A 15,576-nucleotide genomic window follows, 5' to 3' on the forward strand; every position below is an offset into this window, starting at 1 on the left:
TGCATGATCCGATTTTCGTTTGCCGCCGCGAGCCTCTGCCTCGCGATCGTCCTAGGTTCCTGTAGCGGCTTCGTGACCCGCAAGCAAGCCGTCGAAACCGCTTGGCGCTACTCCGTGGTCGAGTGGACGCCGCAGGTCTCCAACTCTCATCACGGACCGGATGCCAAGGGCATTGAAGTCCATACGCCCGACACCGGTCTGGCATCGCATGGCTTGAACAACGGGTGGTGGAAACCCGGCGAACCCGCCCGTGGCATGCCCTACAAGTGGGGAGGCTTCGACACGCCGGAGTCGTTCAAGGCGGCTCTCGCGAGAGGACGCTATGCCGGGGACATCTCGACCGATGAGAAGCAGAAACGCGGCGACCACGCCGTGAGCCGGCAGACCACCGGTATCGATTGCTCGGGATTGGTTTCCCGCTGCTGGAACCTGCCACGTCCGTTTTCCACCAAGGAGCTGCCCTTCATCTGCCGGAAGCTGAATTCGTGGGATGATCTGAAACCCGGAGACATCCTGCTCAATTATCGCCACGTGATGCTCTTCGCCGGCTGGGAAACTCCAGGCAAAACGATCCTCGCCTACGAGGCCGGGCCGTATCCGGTATGGCGCGTGAATGCCGCTGCCATGCGCAAGGACAAGTTGGTGAAGAACGGCTACGCGCCGTGGAGATATCCCGGCATCGTGGATTGAGGCTACGAACCGCGCATCTTCGTCCGTAGTTCATCCTTCAGGAGGGCTTCTTAAACTCCGTATCTAACTCATACAATAAGAGCAGAGTCGCGGCCTCGAGGCGCAGGTTTAGGTCCGATGCCTTACGCGTTTGGCAACCGTGAGGGGATTCGATCCGCTCCCCGCCCCTCCTGAAGGAGGAACTACATACCAAGAGAGTTGGACACTTTGGCCGGATCGAAGCGTCGCTCCGTGCGACATCTTGTATCAATTTGAAGGCATTCAAGCCGATGCCAAATCATGGAATAACCAATCTAAAATGTTGGATTCAAACAGGTTATCAAGTCTACACCCGGAGCTGGCAGGCTAACTGCAACAGAGGTTTCCGAACATCTGAAACCTCATGAACAGACCTTCATATTGCAGCAATCGCACCTATGACCGCCGCGGCCGAGCCTTTGGTGGTCCTTCTTCCTTCCGCGAATCCATCGAGGAAACTCCGGAAGCGTTTTCCCTGAAGCTCGACCTCCCCGGCGTCCGTAAGGACGAGCTGAAGCTTGAGATCAAAGACCGCGTCCTGACCCTCACCGTGACGCCGACCGAGGAGCGCGCGTTCGTCACCGCCTCGAGCCGCGCCTGGCGTGTCGGACCGGACATTGACGCGGAGAACCTCACCGCCCGCCTCGAGAACGGCATTCTCGAACTCACCCTGCCGAAGCGCCAACCCGCTGCTCCGGAAACCCGCAACATCGACATCCAATGAGCACCACCCTTACCGAAACTCCGCGCCCAACCACGATCCGCCCCGCCTTCAGCACCCGCGAGGACGATGCCGGATTCCATGTCAGCGTGGCCCTCCCCGGCGTCCGCAAGGAAGACCTCAAGCTTTCCTTCCGCGATGGCCTCCTCGACCTTGAAGCGCCCCGCCCCGGCGATGGTGCCACGGTTTACCGCCTGACCAGCCGTCTCGAGCGCCGCCTCGATGGCGAGCGGATCGAAGCGAAACACGACAACGGCGTGCTCGAAATCCTGATCCCGCTCCGCCAGGAGGCCCTGCCGAAGTCGATCCAGATTTCATGATGATGTGATGTGATGCGAATGGGAGGAAGGTCGTGGAGGACCGGAGAGACGGATATGCCGGTGTGATCACCGGAAGCCGTTGATCCCGTGTCGTCCACGGTCCTTCCTTTGTACGGAATATCCCAAGGCCTGTTGGAATCAACGACTTGGCCTTGCAGGGACAAGGGAAGCGCCCCATGATAGGGCCATGCAGGTCATCACGGAGAAATTGCGCGGCTTCCTTCAGTATGTTGCCGTGCAGTTCATTGAGCATCCGGCCCAGGCCCAGCTCAAGGTTACGGAACTGGCACCGAAGAAGCTGCGCTTCAAGCTGGTGCTGACCCAGACTGACGTGGCCCTGCTGATCGGTCGGAACGGTTTCACCGCCTCCGCGATCCGCAGCGTGATGAAAGCCGCGGCCGACCGCGAGGGCGTCCACGCCAGCCTGCAGATCCACTCCCATGAGGAGGAGGCGGAGATGATGGCCCGGGATGGTGGGCATTGAGTCCGGTGATGGCATGACGGTTGCTCAACAAGACTCCACCGTTCATGTCCATCCACGTCGCCCTCCACCACCGTACGAGCTACCAATATGACCGGTGGGTCGGGCATGGCCCGCACGTCATCCGCCTGAAACCCGCACCGCACTGCCGGACGCGGGTTCTTTCCTACAGCCTCAAGGTCGGTCCCTGCGAGGTCTTCACCAACTGGCAGCAGGATCCCCAATCGAACCATCTCGCCCGCATCGTCTTTCCGGACAAGACCGACCGCCTCGACATCGAGGTGAACCTGGTGGTCGAGATGGCGGTTTCGAACCCCTTCGATTTCTTCCTCGAACCGGCGGCGGAAAAAATTCCGTTCACCTACGATCAATCGCTGAACCACGAACTCGCGCCGTTCCTTCTGTTGGAGAAACCCGGCGTGCGGCTGGCGGCACGGATCGAGCGTTATCGCGGCCCGGCGCGGCCCACGATGGATCTGTTGGTGGAGATCAACCGCGATCTCCAACAGGATATCGCCTACACCATCCGCATGGAGCCGGGTGTGCAGGCGCCGGAGGAAACCCTGACGAAACGTTCGGGTTCCTGCCGGGACTCGGCCTGGCTGCTGGTGCAGATGCTGCGGCACCTCGGCCTCGCGGCACGCTTCGTCTCCGGCTACCTGATCCAGCTGAAACCGGACCCGGATCCACGTGCCTTGGTTCCGGATGGTGCGGAGCAGGATTTCACGGACCTGCATGCCTGGACGGAGGTCTATCTGCCGGGCGCGGGCTGGATCGGTCTCGATCCCACCTCCGGCCTGCTCGCCGGTGAGGGCCATCTTCCCCTCGCCTGCTCTCCCGATCCTTCCAGCGCCGCACCGGTCACCGGAGCACTGGACAAGTGCGAATCGGAAATGGAGCACGTGATGGAAGTGCGCCGCGTGTATGAAACACCGCGCACCACCATGCCCTACACGGACGCCCAATGGCAGGACATCCTGCGGCTGGGCAAGGATGTGGATCGAGATCTCAAGGACATGGACGTGCGCCTGACCATGGGCGGCGAGCCAACCTTCGTCTCGATGGATGATCCCGAAGGCGGGGAGTGGAACACCGCCGCGCTCGGCGAAACCAAGCGGCTCCTTTCCGGCGATCTCATCAAGCGGCTGCGCAAGCGCTTCGCCCCCGGCGGCGTGCTGTTCTACGGCCAGGGCAAGTGGTATCCCGGTGAATCGCTGCCACGCTGGGCGCTGGCCTGCTATTGGCGCAAGGACGGCGTGCCCGCATGGGAGGACGACCGACTGATCGCGGATGAACGCATCGACTACGGCCATAGTAGCAAGGAAGCGAAACATTTCGGCAACGCCCTCGCCGGCGCCCTCGGCGTCAATCCGAAGCACCTGATACCCGCGCGCGAGGACGTCTTCCACCTGCTGCTGCGCGAGCGGCGGTTGCCCGTGAACGTCGATCCGCTGGAATCCAATCTCGATGATCCCGAGGAGCGCGCGCGTCTCGCCCGGATCTTCTCCCAAGGACCCGCGACAGTGGTCGGCTACGCGCTGCCGCTTCAGCGCGCCAGAGACAATCGTCTGCCACGCTGGCGCAGCGGCCCGTGGTTCCTGCGCGATGAAACGCTCTACCTCCTGCCCGGCGATTCGCCGATGGGCTATCGTCTGCCGCTCGATTCCCTGCCATGGGTCTCGGAGGAGGACTATCCATGGATCCGCCATCGCGATCCCATGGAGCCCCTCGGCCCCCTGCCCCGGCGCGAACGCGTGATGCAGGTGCCAGGCGTGCCGCCGGAGGAAAAGGAACCGAAGCGCCCGGCGATGCAGGAGTCCGCATCGGACACCATCCGGACCGCCATCTGCTTCGAAGCTCGCAACGGTCGTCTCCACCTGTTCCTGCCACCCTTGGAACACGTGGAGGATTTCCTGAAGCTGGTGGAAGTCATCGAACAAACCGCCGCGAGTCTCAACATGCCGGTCGTGCTGGAAGGGACGCCGCCGCCTTTCGACCCACGCATTCAGAACTTCAAGGTCACACCTGATCCCGGCGTGATCGAGGTGAACCTCCACCCTGCCGCAAGCTGGGAGGAGCTGGTGTCCAATTCGGAAATCCTCCATGAAGAAGCACGCCTCACGCGGTTGGTGCCTGAAAAGTTCATGCAGGACGGACGCCACAGCGGTACCGGCGGCGGCCACCACATCATCCTCGGCGGCGATACTCCGGCGGACAGCCCGATCCTCCGTCGCCCGGATCTGCTGCGGAGCTTCCTCACCTATTGGAACCACCATCCTTCGCTTTCCTATCTATTCTCCGGCCTGTTCGTCGGCCCTACCTCGCAGGCGCCGCGCACCGATGAAGCCCGCCACGACCTGGTCCACGAGCTGGAGATTGCCTTCGGCACGCTCAAGTCCCAGGACACACCACCGCCCTGGCTGGTGGACCGCGTGTTCCGGAACCTCCTCACCGACCTCACGGGGAATACCCACCGCACCGAGTTCTGCATCGACAAACTGTTCAGCCCGGACAGCTCCAGTGGTCGGCTCGGCCTGTTGGAGATGCGGGCCTTTGAAATGCCCCCGCATCACCAGATGAGCATGGCCCAGCAGCTTGTGCTGCGGGCGCTCACGGCACGGTTCTGGAAACATCCCTACGAGAAGCCGCTGGTGCGCTGGGGCAGCACGCTTCATGACCGCTGGATGCTCCCGCACTTCGTGGAGGCGGATTTCAACGACGTCATCGCCGATCTCAACCGCGAGGGCTATCCGGTGGACCGCGAGTGGTTCAAGCCGCAGGTCGAGTTCCGTTTCCCGAAGGTCGGTGACTTCGTCGCCGGTGGTGTGGAGATCGAACTGCGCTCGGCCATCGAGCCATGGCACGTGCTCGGCGAGGAAGGCACAGCCGGAGGCACCGCCCGTCATGTGGATAGTTCCTTGGAGCGCCTGCAGGTGAAAGCCCGCGGCCTGACCGGCGAACGCCATCGACTGGCCTGCAATGGCTGGACCATTCCGCTGCACCCCACCGGCACCCGCGGCGAGTTCGTGGCGGGCATCCGCTACCGCGCCTGGCAGCCGCCGCATTGCCTCCATCCCACGATCCGGGTCCACACCCCCCTGGTGTTCGACCTGATCGACGGATGGAACGATCTGTCGCTCGGCGGCTGCACCTTCCATGTCGCCCACCCCGGTGGCCGGAACTACAACACCTTCCCTGTGAACGCCTACGAAGCCGAGGCCCGTCGCAAGGCCCGCTTCTTCCGCGAGGGACATACCGGTGGCCGGATCCGTCTCCAACAGATCCCATCAAGCCCGGACTTCCCCTTCACCCTCGATTTGAGGATGATCCCGGCGGACCCGTGAGGCGGGTTACCTCCGCATGTCGCATCCAGGCCCATATCTCTTTCCCGTCGCGTCGCTCTCGGGCCACGCCCCCAGCGGCGCGTGGGATGAAATGACCGGCACCACCGGCAAGGTGCGTCCGCTGTGGAGTGGTCTCGCACGGGCCATGGAACACTGGACTGCAGAGGAACGTGCCACGCTTTCCGAGTCCGCGGATCATCTGCTCGAGGACCTCGGCGCCACCTACAACATCTACAGCGATGCCGGCGGCAGCGGCCGCCCGTGGCGTATCGATCCGCTGCCTCTGCTGATCGATGCGCAGGAGTGGAACAAGGTTGCTACGGGACTCGGCCAGCGCATGCGTTTGTTGGAAATGGTGCTGACCGATCTCTATGGTCCGCAGAAGTTGCTCGAGGAAGGCCTGGTGCCGCCGGACCTGGTTCACGCCAACCCGCATTTCCTCACCAACCTGCGCGGCATCGTGCCGGTGGGCGGGCGCTATCTTGCGACCGTCGGCTTCGATCTCATCCGCGGCGATGACGGACGCTGGCGCATCCTCCGCGATCATACGCGGCTCCCGGGCGGACTCGGCCAGACGCTGGAAAACCGCAGCGTGACGACCAATGTTCTGCAGGCGGAGTTTGAAACCAGCCGCGTGGCGGGCATCACGCCGTTCTTCGAACTGGAGCGCGAGATGCTGCTCTCCATGTCTCATGAGCGCACGCAGGTGCCGCACATGGTCCTGCTCACTCCCGGATTCCGGCATCCATCGTACTTCGAGCACGCCTACAAGGCCCGCGTGCTCGGCATCCCTCTTGTTGAACCAGCCGACCTCACCGTGCGGGAGAGGCGTCTTTTCCTCAAGACGCTCTCCGGCCTGCGCCGTGTGGACGTGCTGGTGTGCCGTCTCGATGATGACTCTGTCGATCCGCTCGAGTTCTGGACCATGGGCGGTGGCGGCGTGCCCGGACTCGCGGAAGTCTGGCGCTCCGGCAACGTGGCTCTGGCCAATGCGCCCGGCACCGGCTTCGCCGCAACCATGGCGCTCATGCCCTTCCTGCCAGGCATCTGCCGCAAGTGGCTCGGCGAGGATCTCAAGCTGCCGTTCGTCGAAACGTGGTGGCTCGGCCAGACGCCGATCCGCGAAAAGGTGCTCGCCGATCTCCAGCGCTACATCATCTTCCCCGCCTTCGGCCCCGGTCAACCGGTGCGCTGCTCCAGCCTGGGAAGCAACGGCCGCAAGCTGTGGCTGGCGACTTTGGAAAGCCGTCCGCACGACTTCGTGGTGCAGCGTGACATCACGCCGAGTCTCGCACCGGTTCTCGACAAGGGTTCGTTCCATTCCCAGCCGGTGATCTGGCGCTCGTTCTGCCTCCAATCCACGGATGGCCCTGTCACCCTGCGCGGCGGTCTCGGCATCGTCGCGAAGGATGGCATCCTCCTCAATGAATACTCCGGAGCGGAACTGACTGCGAAGGACGTGTGGGTGCCGGATGAAACGTCCGTCACCTCCGAAGGCCCTGCAATCCGCTTGGAAGGCCATCAGATCGCCCGTGATCCCACCGGGGCGGAAGTCCCCAGCCGCATGGCGGAGCACCTGTTCTGGGTGGGGCGCTATGCCGAGCGCATCGAGCTCGCCACCCGCCTGCTGCGCACCACGGTGAAGCGTCTCGGTGGTGAACTCACCGCCTCACGGCGCGCCCAACGCGATGCCTGCTTCGCCCTGCTGCGCGGTTTGGAAATCCTGCCGCCGGAGGCCACCACGCTGCCACCCCAGCCTCTGCCCGTGCTGGCACGCCTGGTTCACAATCCCTCCGCCCCGCACGGCCTGCCCTCGTTGATCCGTCCGCTGCTGTGGAATGCGGCTTCGGCGCGCGACCGCTTGTCCGATGACACCTGGCGCTTGTTCAACCGGCTCGAGGACCTGCTGCACTCCGATAATTCTCATCCGACCGCCAGCGCCCTGGTGCAGACGCTGGACAATCTGGTGCTGCATCTCGCCGCCTTCGCCGGCATGCAGGCGGAGAACATGACCCGCGGCCACGGCTGGCGCTTTTTGGAAATCGGCCGCCGCATCGAGCGTTCGCTCGGTGTGCTGTCGTTGCTCGCTTCCGCACCCGATACCGGCTCTCCGGAATGCCCGGTGCTGGAGCCCTTGTTGGAAACCTGCGACAGCACGATGACCTATCGGCGCCGTCATTTCTCACGACCGCGCTGGGACTCGGTGGCCGAGCTTTTGTTCTCCGATCCCAGCAACCCGCGGGCTGCCGCGGCCCAAGCGAGGATTCTTTCCACGCAATGTGAAACACTGCCCGGTGATCCCCAGATGGGATTGCTGCCGCGCATCCGTGAACACGTCGCCGCACTGGTGCAAGCGACATCGCCCTCACCGGACGGCATTCCGGACGCCTCGGGATTCGTGAAGCGTGCATCGGCATTCGAGGAACTCTCGGATCTGCTCACGCAGCATTATTTCAGTCACTCCGTCCGCCGCGTTTATTAAGCCGATGCACTACCGGATCATCCATCGCACGCGCTATGTTTACGAAGGTGCTGTCACCGTCTCGCACCATCTGGCGCACCTTGCCCCGAGACCGTTGCCGACCCAGCGCTGTCCGTGGCATGATCTCCAGATCATCCCGCAACCGGTGGGGCGGTCCGTGCGGTCCGATGCGTTCGGAAATGTCACGACCTACTTTGAGATCGAAGGCAGCCACACCGTGCTGGAGGTGGTCGCGTGCAGCCTTGTGGAGGTGAAGCCATCCAAACTGCCGGATCTGGACAAGACCCCGTCATGGGAATCGATCCGCGATGCCTGCCAGGCACAGTCACTCACCCCTGCCTCAGCGGCAGGCGAGTTCCGTTTCAGTTCGCCGATGGTCCCGGTGGCCAGGGATTTCGCCGAGTATGCGAAGAACGATTTCACGCCCGGCAAGCCGATCCTGGCCGCGGTTCGTGACCTGACGAAGCGCATCCACCGCGAGTTCAAGTTCGATACCCGCGCCACCGATGTTGCCACCCCGGTGCACAAGGTGCTCGAACGCAAGGCCGGGGTTTGCCAGGACTTCGCTCATCTCATGCTGGCCTGTTTGCGCTCGCTGGCGTTGCCCGCGCGTTACGTGAGCGGCTATCTGGAAACCGATCCACCGCCGGGACGTGAGCGGCTGATCGGTGCGGATGCCTCGCATGCCTGGGTGTCCGTATTCTGTGGCGATGACCATGGCTGGATCGATGCCGATCCGACCAATGGCATTTTCCCGGAGCAACGCCACATCACCGTGGCCTGGGGACGGGACTTTGCCGATGTCAGCCCCTTGCGCGGCGTGACGCTCGGTGCGGGCGACCAGCGGTTGTTTGTCGGCGTGGACGTGCTGCCGGTGGACGAATGAGGCGCTTCCTGCTTCACTCGGTCGTTCATGCGTGTCCTTGCCATCGATCCCGCCATCCGCAACACCGGCTATGCCGTGCTGGAGGGCGATTCACGCCAGCCCCGGCTGCTGGCCTATGATGTGATCTCGATCCCGGATCGACTGCCGCAATCCGCCGCACTGGCCGCCGTGCGCACGCATCTCGGGCATCTCATCGAGCAATTCTCGCCGGATGAAGTGGCGGTCGAAGGCATCATCTACGTGCAGTCTCACAAGACCGCCATCAGCATGGGGGCCGCGCGTGCCGCGGCGTTGATCGCGGCGGCCGACCGCGGGTTGTCGGTGTATGAGTACGCGCCGAAACGCGTGAAGCAGGCGGTGGTTGGGAAAGGCACGGCGGACAAACAGCAGGTGGCCTTCATGGTGCGCGCCTTGCTCGGACTGAGTGAAACTCCGCCGCACGATGCCGCGGATGCGATCGCCATCGCGCTCGCGCATTTGCAGTCGTCCGATCCGCTGAAGGCAAAGTTGCTCGAACGGCGGTTGGTGTAAGGTAGCGCGAGGCTCCCGCCATGCGTGCTGGGAAGACGCCGATTCATTCGAAGAGCGTCGGTGAGATATCGAGCTGCCATAAGCATGCAAGGCGGGAGCCTCGCGCTACTACTTCTCCTCGCCAACACAGCTGCTTTGACGTTCGATGGGAGCACTTCCCCATGAAAGTCGTCATCCTCACAGGCGCGGGCATTTCCGCGGAGTCCGGAGTGAAAACCTTCCGCGACAACCATGGCCTATGGGAAGGCCACCGGGTCGAAGACGTCGCCACCCCTGAGGCATTCGGACGCAATTCGGCGTTGGTCCACGACTTCTATAACCAGCGCCGCCGCCAGCTTTCAGAAGTTATACCGAATGCCGCGCATCAAGCACTGGTCGAACTGGAAAAATATCTCGGTAATGATTTCCTGCTCATCACCCAGAACGTGGACGATCTCCACGAGCGCGCAGGCAGCGAACGAGTGTTGCACATGCACGGCGAGCTCCTGAAGAAACGCTGCGTCTGGTGTGAAGTGGTCACGCCTTGTGAAACGACGACCTCGCTCGACAGCACCGACCTTTGTGAAGCCTGCGGTCGCGACCTCGGTATGCGCCCGGACATCGTCTGGTTCGGTGAAATGCCGTATTACCTCGACCGGATCGAAATCGCTCTCCGCGATGCCGAGGTGTTCATCGCCATTGGCACCTCGGCGGTCGTCTACCCGGCAGCCCAGTTTTTCGCGATGGCCTCGATGCACGGCGCGAAGACCATCGAGGTCAATCTGGCCGCCACCGCCCGCTCGAATGAATTCGACCAACGTCTGTTCGGCCCGGCGACGGAAACCGTCCCCAAACTGGTGGCGGAACTCATCGCCGCGAGATAGCCCCTTGCCAGCACCGGGGAACCGCGCTTCCTTCGGCGGGGCATGAAGGTCGTCGATCTCGGGAACAACGTGGACTACGAGGAGGGACTGCGCCTTCAGGACGAGGCCGTGGCCGCCGTGCTCGACGACTCCGGGCCAGAAGTCCTTTTCCTTCTGGAACATGCACCCGTTTACACGATCGGGCGTCTACGCGATCAATCGTCGCTGCGTTCCCGCGAAACATTGCCCCACCCCGTTTTCGAGATCAGCCGCGGCGGCCAGGCGACGTTCCATGGTCCGGGTCAGCTCGTCGGTTATCCGGTGCTCGATCTGCGGACCCGCGACCGCGACCTCCACGCGCACTTGCGGCGGCTGGAGGATGCGATCATCCACACCTGCCGCCACTTCGATGTTCCCGCGGATCGCCGCGAAGGACTCACCGGAGTGTGGGTGGAGAACCGCAAGCTCGCCTCCATCGGTGTCGGCGTGCGCAAGTGGATCTCCATGCACGGCTTCGCGCTCAACGTGACCAACGAAAGCCTGCCACCGTTCTTCGCGATCACCCCCTGCGGACTCGATGGCGTCAGCATGACCAGCATCGAGCAGGAATGCGGACGATTGGTGACGGTGAAGGAGGTTGCGGAAGTGATCGCTGCCGAGTTGTTGAGGTAGGGGCATCTCGCCGAGATGCCCCTGGGATGTAGCTGAAGTGGTGACACTTCAGGCAGGGTGAACGCCCGCGGTCCCCGAGATATCCAGTCCATCTCCGATGCGTTCCGAGAGGACTGGATCTGCAGGGATAATCGGAGATCTTCCCAGCCCGAAGTCTTACGACTCCGGCTACGCATCAATGCCGGGCATCTCCTGTTCCTGGATGTATTCCTGCTTCAGGCCGAGCGATTCCGGCGCGTGCAGCACCAGCATCTTGCGGCGCGAATCCGCGGGCACGGTTTTCTTCGTCGCCTTGGAAACGACAATCATGAGGATGATCGCCAATGGCACGGCCCAGATCGCTGGCTGCTCGCAAAGGATTCGGAGCAGCGGATGAGCGGCCCAAAATTGATTGAGCGGTGCGAATCCCGCGAAAAGCTTGCCCATTGGTCCCTTGTCGAGCGCCAGCGTGCTGACATTCACCATGGCAGCGGAAAGCAGCGCCAGCAGCCCACCCGTGAACATGCCGGTGGCCGCGCCCTTCATCGTCATGTCACGCCACCACACGCTCACGAACAACAGCGGGAAATAGCTGGCGGCGGCGATGGCGAACGCCTGACCAACCATGAAATTGATTTCCAGCGGCTCCACGAAACAACCGAGCAACACCGCCACCGTTCCGACGATCACCGCGCAAAGCTTGAACATGTTCAACCGCTGCCCCGGCGTGGAGTTCGGCTTGAGGATGCGGCCATAAACATCATGTGCCAGCGCGCCGGTCATCGAGACCAGCAAACCGCTGAACGTGCTCATGAACGCGGCGAAGGCACCCGCACAGGTGATGCCACTGAGAATCGAACCGAGCGTGCCATACTTCGCTCTCAGCAGCACGGGCAGCTCCAAGACGATCTTGTCCGTGCCTTTTGCTCCGGCACCCGCATAAAGTTCAGGCAGAAGATTGCGTCCGATCACGCCGAATACCGGCGGGAAGACATAGAAGACACCAATGAGAATCATCACCCACATCGTGGTCCGCTTCGCCGCGACACCATCCGGGTTCGTGTAGAAACGCACGAGGATGTGCGGCAAACCGGCCGTGCCGCATACCAGCGCGATGATGAGCGAGTAGGTGTAGAGCAGCGAATACGGCTTCTGGTATTTCGCGAGGAAATCGGCGCGCTGCTCCTGGGGCAAAGCTTCTGCGGCATTTTTCACGGCCTTGGTGGTCAGCGGACCAAAGGGCGCGATCCATGATTTATCCGCCGGAGCCTTTTCCGTCAGCGGCTTGCGCTCCACGGTTTGCACAATCGGAGCGGCCTCCTTCGCGGTGGTATTCGCACCGAGGTTGCTGCCATAGGAACCATACACCGCCATCAGCACGAAGATCGGCACGGAGATGGCGAACATCTTCATCCAGTATTGCATCGCCTGGATGAGCGTGATGCCCTTCATGCCACCGAGAGCGACGTTGAAGGTGATCACCGCACCCACCACCACCACGCCCACCCAGTAGGGCAGGCCCGGGAAGATGTAGGCCAGCGTGGTGCCAGCGCCCTTCATCTGCGGCATGGTGTAGAAAAAGCCGATGAACAGCACGAAGATCACCGCGATCTTCCGGAACAGCGGTGAATCGAAACGCCCTTCCGCAAAGTCCGGGATTGTATAGGCCCCGAACCGCCGCAGCGGCCCCGCGATGAACAACAACAGGAAGAGATACCCGCAGGCGTAGCACACCGGATACCACAACGCGTCATAGCCGGAGGACATCACCATGCCGGCGATGCCCATGAAGGAGGCGGCGCTCAGGTATTCGCCGGAAATCGCGGCGGAGTTCCATCCGACCGAAACCGAACGACCGGCAACGAAAAAGTCCGAAGCAGTCTTCGATTTGCCCGCGGAACGGAACCCCATGTAGAGGGTCACCACCACGGTCGCCAGCGAGAAGACGAGAATCCAGGGATCAACGTTCATGATTGGCTCAGGCTTCGCGGTTGTGCTTCAGGGCGTCCTCCGCTTCCTGCTTCTCCAGCGAGAGCGAGCGGCGGATGAAGGTATAGCTGATCACCCACACGAACGGGAAAAACAGGATGCCCAGGATCAGCCAACTCAGCGTGAACCCTCCCACGCGGGTCGCCATCAGGTCCGGCGCGAAGTAATTGAACAGCGGCAGCGCGAGCAGGCCGCCCCCGAAGGTGGCCGCACAGGCGACCGAGAGCCGGAGCTGCCGCCGCATGAGCTGGCGGAGGAATTCCTCGCTATGAATGAAATCGTTGTGGTCAGGCATGATCTACCATCCTCCTAACGGGGCGATTCCACGGTGAAAAGGAGTTTCCGCTCTTGGCGTCCGTCCCCTCCCCGCCCATGGTCGCCCCTCACGCATGACGACCCTTTTGGAGACCCTCGACGGTGGCACCCGCTATCTGGAGAAACGCGGCATCGAGGACGCCCGGCGCAACATGCAGATGCTCATCGCCCACCAGCTAGGCTGCACCCGCATGGACCTCTACCTGCGGTTCGACCAGCCGATGGAGGAAAAGGATCTCGTCCCGCTCCGGGAAGCCCTGAAAAAGCGTGGAGAGGGTGTCCCGCTCCAACACTTGTTGGGCACCGTCTGGTTTCACAAAAACGAGTTCAAAACCGACACCCGGGCTCTGATCCCCCGCCCGGAAACCGAGGAACTGGTGGAGATGGTGCTGAAACTGCCCGATCTGCCGGAAGCGGCCCGGGCGCTGGACATGGGCTGCGGTTCCGGGGTGCTAGGCCTCTCGCTGGCCTCTGCGAAACCCGCTTGGACCGTGGTTTTGGCGGACGTTTCCCCGGAGGCATTGGCGCTCACGCGGGAAAACGCCGCCTCCATCGACCTTGCCAATGTGGAGCTGACGGAAAGCGACCTCTTCGCCACCGTGGACGGCCCTTTCGACCTCATTGTCGCGAATCTCCCCTACGTCCCGGAAACCGACCGACCCACACTGACCCGCGAGGTGATGCACGATCCGGACCTGGCCCTTTTCGGCGGTCCGGACGGCTTGGATGTGATCAGGCGTTTTGCACCACAAGCCTTTGAAAAACTGACACCCGGAGGACACATCGCACTTGAAATCGGGCATGATCAGGCTTCACACGTCGCCCGTCTTCTCCAAGATGCGGGTTTCACCGCTGTCGAAGTGAAGTCCGACCTGTCCGGCGTCGCCCGGTTCCCTTTCGCCCGTAAATCCTGATTTCCTCTTTCTCCCTCAGATGGACAAACTGCTCGTTCATGGCGGCACCACCCTGCGTGGTGCGGTCAATATCTCCGGCTCGAAGAACGCCTCGCTCCCGATCCTTGCCGCCGCCCTGCTCACGGACGAAGACTGCATCATCCGCCGTGTCCCGGACGTGTCCGACACGAACTACATGGTGCAGATCCTCAATGCCCTGGGTGCGGACGTGGAACGCTCCTCCGGCACCGTGCGCGCAACCTGCGCGGACATTTCCGACACCGCCCCCTATGAACTGGTGCGCCGCATGCGCGCCTCCATCTGCGTGATGGGCCCTCTGCTGGCCCGCAAGCGTCGCGCTGTGGTTTCCCTACCCGGTGGTTGCGTCATCGGTGACCGCCCGGTGGACCTCCACCTCCGCGGCCTCGAGGCGCTGGGTGCCAAGGTCGAGTTCGAAGGTGGAAATATCATCCTCACCGCTCCGGATGGCCTCCGCGGCGCGGAAATCAACCTCAGTGGCCCGCTCGGACCGACCGTGCTGGGCACCGACAACGTGATGATGGCCGCCACCCTGGCGGAAGGCATCACCGTGATCGAGTCCGCCGCCGCCGAGCCTGAAGTCCTGGATCTCGCCAATTTCCTCAACGCCATGGGCGCGAAGATCGAAGGTGCGGGTACCAGCCGCATCGTGATCGAGGGGGTGGAAAGGCTCCACGGCGTCGAGCACACCGTCATTCCGGACCGCATCGAGGCGGGCACCTTCATGGCCGCCGCCGCGCTCGCTGGCGATGGCGTGACGCTGCGCCGCGTTTGCCGCGAGCACCTGAAGTCGATTACCGCCGCCATCGAGGCGTCCGGCCATACGGTCGAATTCAATGCCGCCGGAGATGCCTGCACCATCCGCCGCGGTGAAAACCTCACCGGCTGCAATCTCGTCACAGCCCCCTACCCCGGCTACCCGACGGACATGCAGGCGCAAATGACCGCTCTGCTGGCCACCACGCCAGGCATCAGCGTGATCAAGGACACCATTTTCCCGCAGCGCTTCATGCACTGCGCCGAACTCAAACGCATGGGAGCAGACATCAAGGTGGACAATGGCACCGCCATCGTCCGCGGCGTGGAAAAGCTCTCCGCCGCTCCGGTGATGGCTTCCGACCTGCGCGCCTCCGCCGCCCTGGTGCTGGCCGCTCTTACCGCCACCGGCACCACCGCCATCAACCGCCTCTATCACATCGATCGCGGCTACGAGCACATCGATGAGAAATTGCTCATGCTTGGCGCCGCCGTGGAGCGCGTGAAGGAATAGTCATTCCGATCCATAAAAAAGCCCGAATGACAAACGTCATCCGGGCTTTTTTGTTGGAGTGATCGGATGCCTGACAGCAGACCACCCGCTCCCGGCTGGGTGGA

The 15,576-nt window shown here is 62.7% G+C and carries 14 protein-coding genes; 12 read left to right on the forward strand and 2 right to left on the reverse strand.

The genetic code is table 11. The features are described 5' to 3' along the window. The first annotated feature begins 3 nt into the window (after window positions 1-3). The 10 genes from KBB96_RS06605 to lipB all read left to right on the forward strand — a co-directional run bounded on the left by KBB96_RS06605 (window position 4) and on the right by lipB (window position 10,987). Complete coding sequence (locus KBB96_RS06605; RefSeq protein WP_211633773.1) at window positions 4-690, forward strand: NlpC/P60 family protein; 687 nt, start codon at window positions 4-6, stop codon at window positions 688-690. Between the two features lie 382 nt (window positions 691-1,072). After that, window positions 1,073-1,432, forward strand: coding sequence for an Hsp20/alpha crystallin family protein (locus KBB96_RS06610; protein WP_211633775.1), 360 nt, complete (start codon window positions 1,073-1,075; stop codon window positions 1,430-1,432). Further along, window positions 1,429-1,749, forward strand: a complete 321-nt coding sequence (locus tag KBB96_RS06615) for an Hsp20/alpha crystallin family protein (protein WP_211633777.1) — start codon at window positions 1,429-1,431, stop codon at window positions 1,747-1,749. Before KBB96_RS06610 ends, KBB96_RS06615 begins: the two co-directional genes overlap by 4 nt. A gap of 187 nt (window positions 1,750-1,936) precedes the next feature. Further along, window positions 1,937-2,233, forward strand: coding sequence for a KH domain-containing protein (locus tag KBB96_RS06620; protein ID WP_211633779.1), 297 nt, complete (start codon window positions 1,937-1,939; stop codon window positions 2,231-2,233). Between the two features lie 44 nt (window positions 2,234-2,277). Beyond that, on the forward strand, window positions 2,278-5,574 hold the full coding sequence (locus tag KBB96_RS06625) for a transglutaminase family protein (RefSeq protein ID WP_211633781.1): 3,297 nt from the start codon (window positions 2,278-2,280) through the stop codon (window positions 5,572-5,574). Between the two features lie 16 nt (window positions 5,575-5,590). Further along, on the forward strand, window positions 5,591-8,056 hold the full coding sequence (locus tag KBB96_RS06630; RefSeq protein ID WP_211633782.1) for a circularly permuted type 2 ATP-grasp protein: 2,466 nt from the start codon (window positions 5,591-5,593) through the stop codon (window positions 8,054-8,056). 4 nt (window positions 8,057-8,060) lie between these two features. Continuing rightward, window positions 8,061-8,942 carry a transglutaminase family protein gene (locus KBB96_RS06635; RefSeq protein ID WP_211633784.1) on the forward strand — a complete coding sequence of 294 codons (882 nt, stop codon included), beginning with the start codon at window positions 8,061-8,063 and terminating at the stop codon, window positions 8,940-8,942. A gap of 27 nt (window positions 8,943-8,969) precedes the next feature. Then, the gene (gene ruvC / locus KBB96_RS06640; protein ID WP_211633786.1) at window positions 8,970-9,473 is read left to right on the forward strand and encodes a crossover junction endodeoxyribonuclease RuvC; all 504 of its coding nucleotides are present in this window, start codon (window positions 8,970-8,972) and stop codon (window positions 9,471-9,473) included. Between the two features lie 161 nt (window positions 9,474-9,634). After that, complete coding sequence (locus tag KBB96_RS06645) at window positions 9,635-10,336, forward strand: NAD-dependent deacylase (protein ID WP_211633788.1); 702 nt, start codon at window positions 9,635-9,637, stop codon at window positions 10,334-10,336. A 42-nt stretch (window positions 10,337-10,378) separates the two neighbouring features. Beyond that, window positions 10,379-10,987: a lipoyl(octanoyl) transferase LipB gene (gene lipB, locus KBB96_RS06650; protein WP_211633790.1), complete on the forward strand. Its 609-nt coding sequence runs from the start codon at window positions 10,379-10,381 to the stop codon at window positions 10,985-10,987. Between the two features lie 168 nt (window positions 10,988-11,155). On the opposite strand, the gene KBB96_RS06655 is transcribed toward lipB, so the two are convergent. Both KBB96_RS06655 and KBB96_RS06660 read right to left on the reverse strand, forming a co-directional pair. Beyond that, entirely contained in the window at window positions 11,156-12,937 is a 1,782-nt protein-coding gene (locus tag KBB96_RS06655) for a solute symporter family protein (RefSeq protein ID WP_211633791.1), read from the reverse strand. 7 nt (window positions 12,938-12,944) lie between these two features. Further along, entirely contained in the window at window positions 12,945-13,250 is a 306-nt protein-coding gene (locus KBB96_RS06660) for a DUF485 domain-containing protein (RefSeq protein ID WP_211633792.1), read from the reverse strand. 94 nt (window positions 13,251-13,344) lie between these two features. On the opposite strand from KBB96_RS06660, the gene prmC reads away from it, so the two are divergent. Continuing rightward, a complete protein-coding gene (gene prmC / locus KBB96_RS06665; RefSeq protein WP_211633793.1) occupies window positions 13,345-14,184 on the forward strand; it encodes a peptide chain release factor N(5)-glutamine methyltransferase in 840 nt (279 codons plus the stop codon). Between the two features lie 19 nt (window positions 14,185-14,203). Then, entirely contained in the window at window positions 14,204-15,472 is a 1,269-nt protein-coding gene (murA, locus tag KBB96_RS06670; protein WP_211633794.1) for a UDP-N-acetylglucosamine 1-carboxyvinyltransferase, read from the forward strand. Window positions 15,473-15,576 lie beyond the last annotated feature (104 nt).

The sequence above is a fragment of the Luteolibacter ambystomatis genome (assembly GCF_018137965.1).
Classification (GTDB): domain Bacteria; phylum Verrucomicrobiota; class Verrucomicrobiia; order Verrucomicrobiales; family Akkermansiaceae; genus Luteolibacter; species Luteolibacter ambystomatis.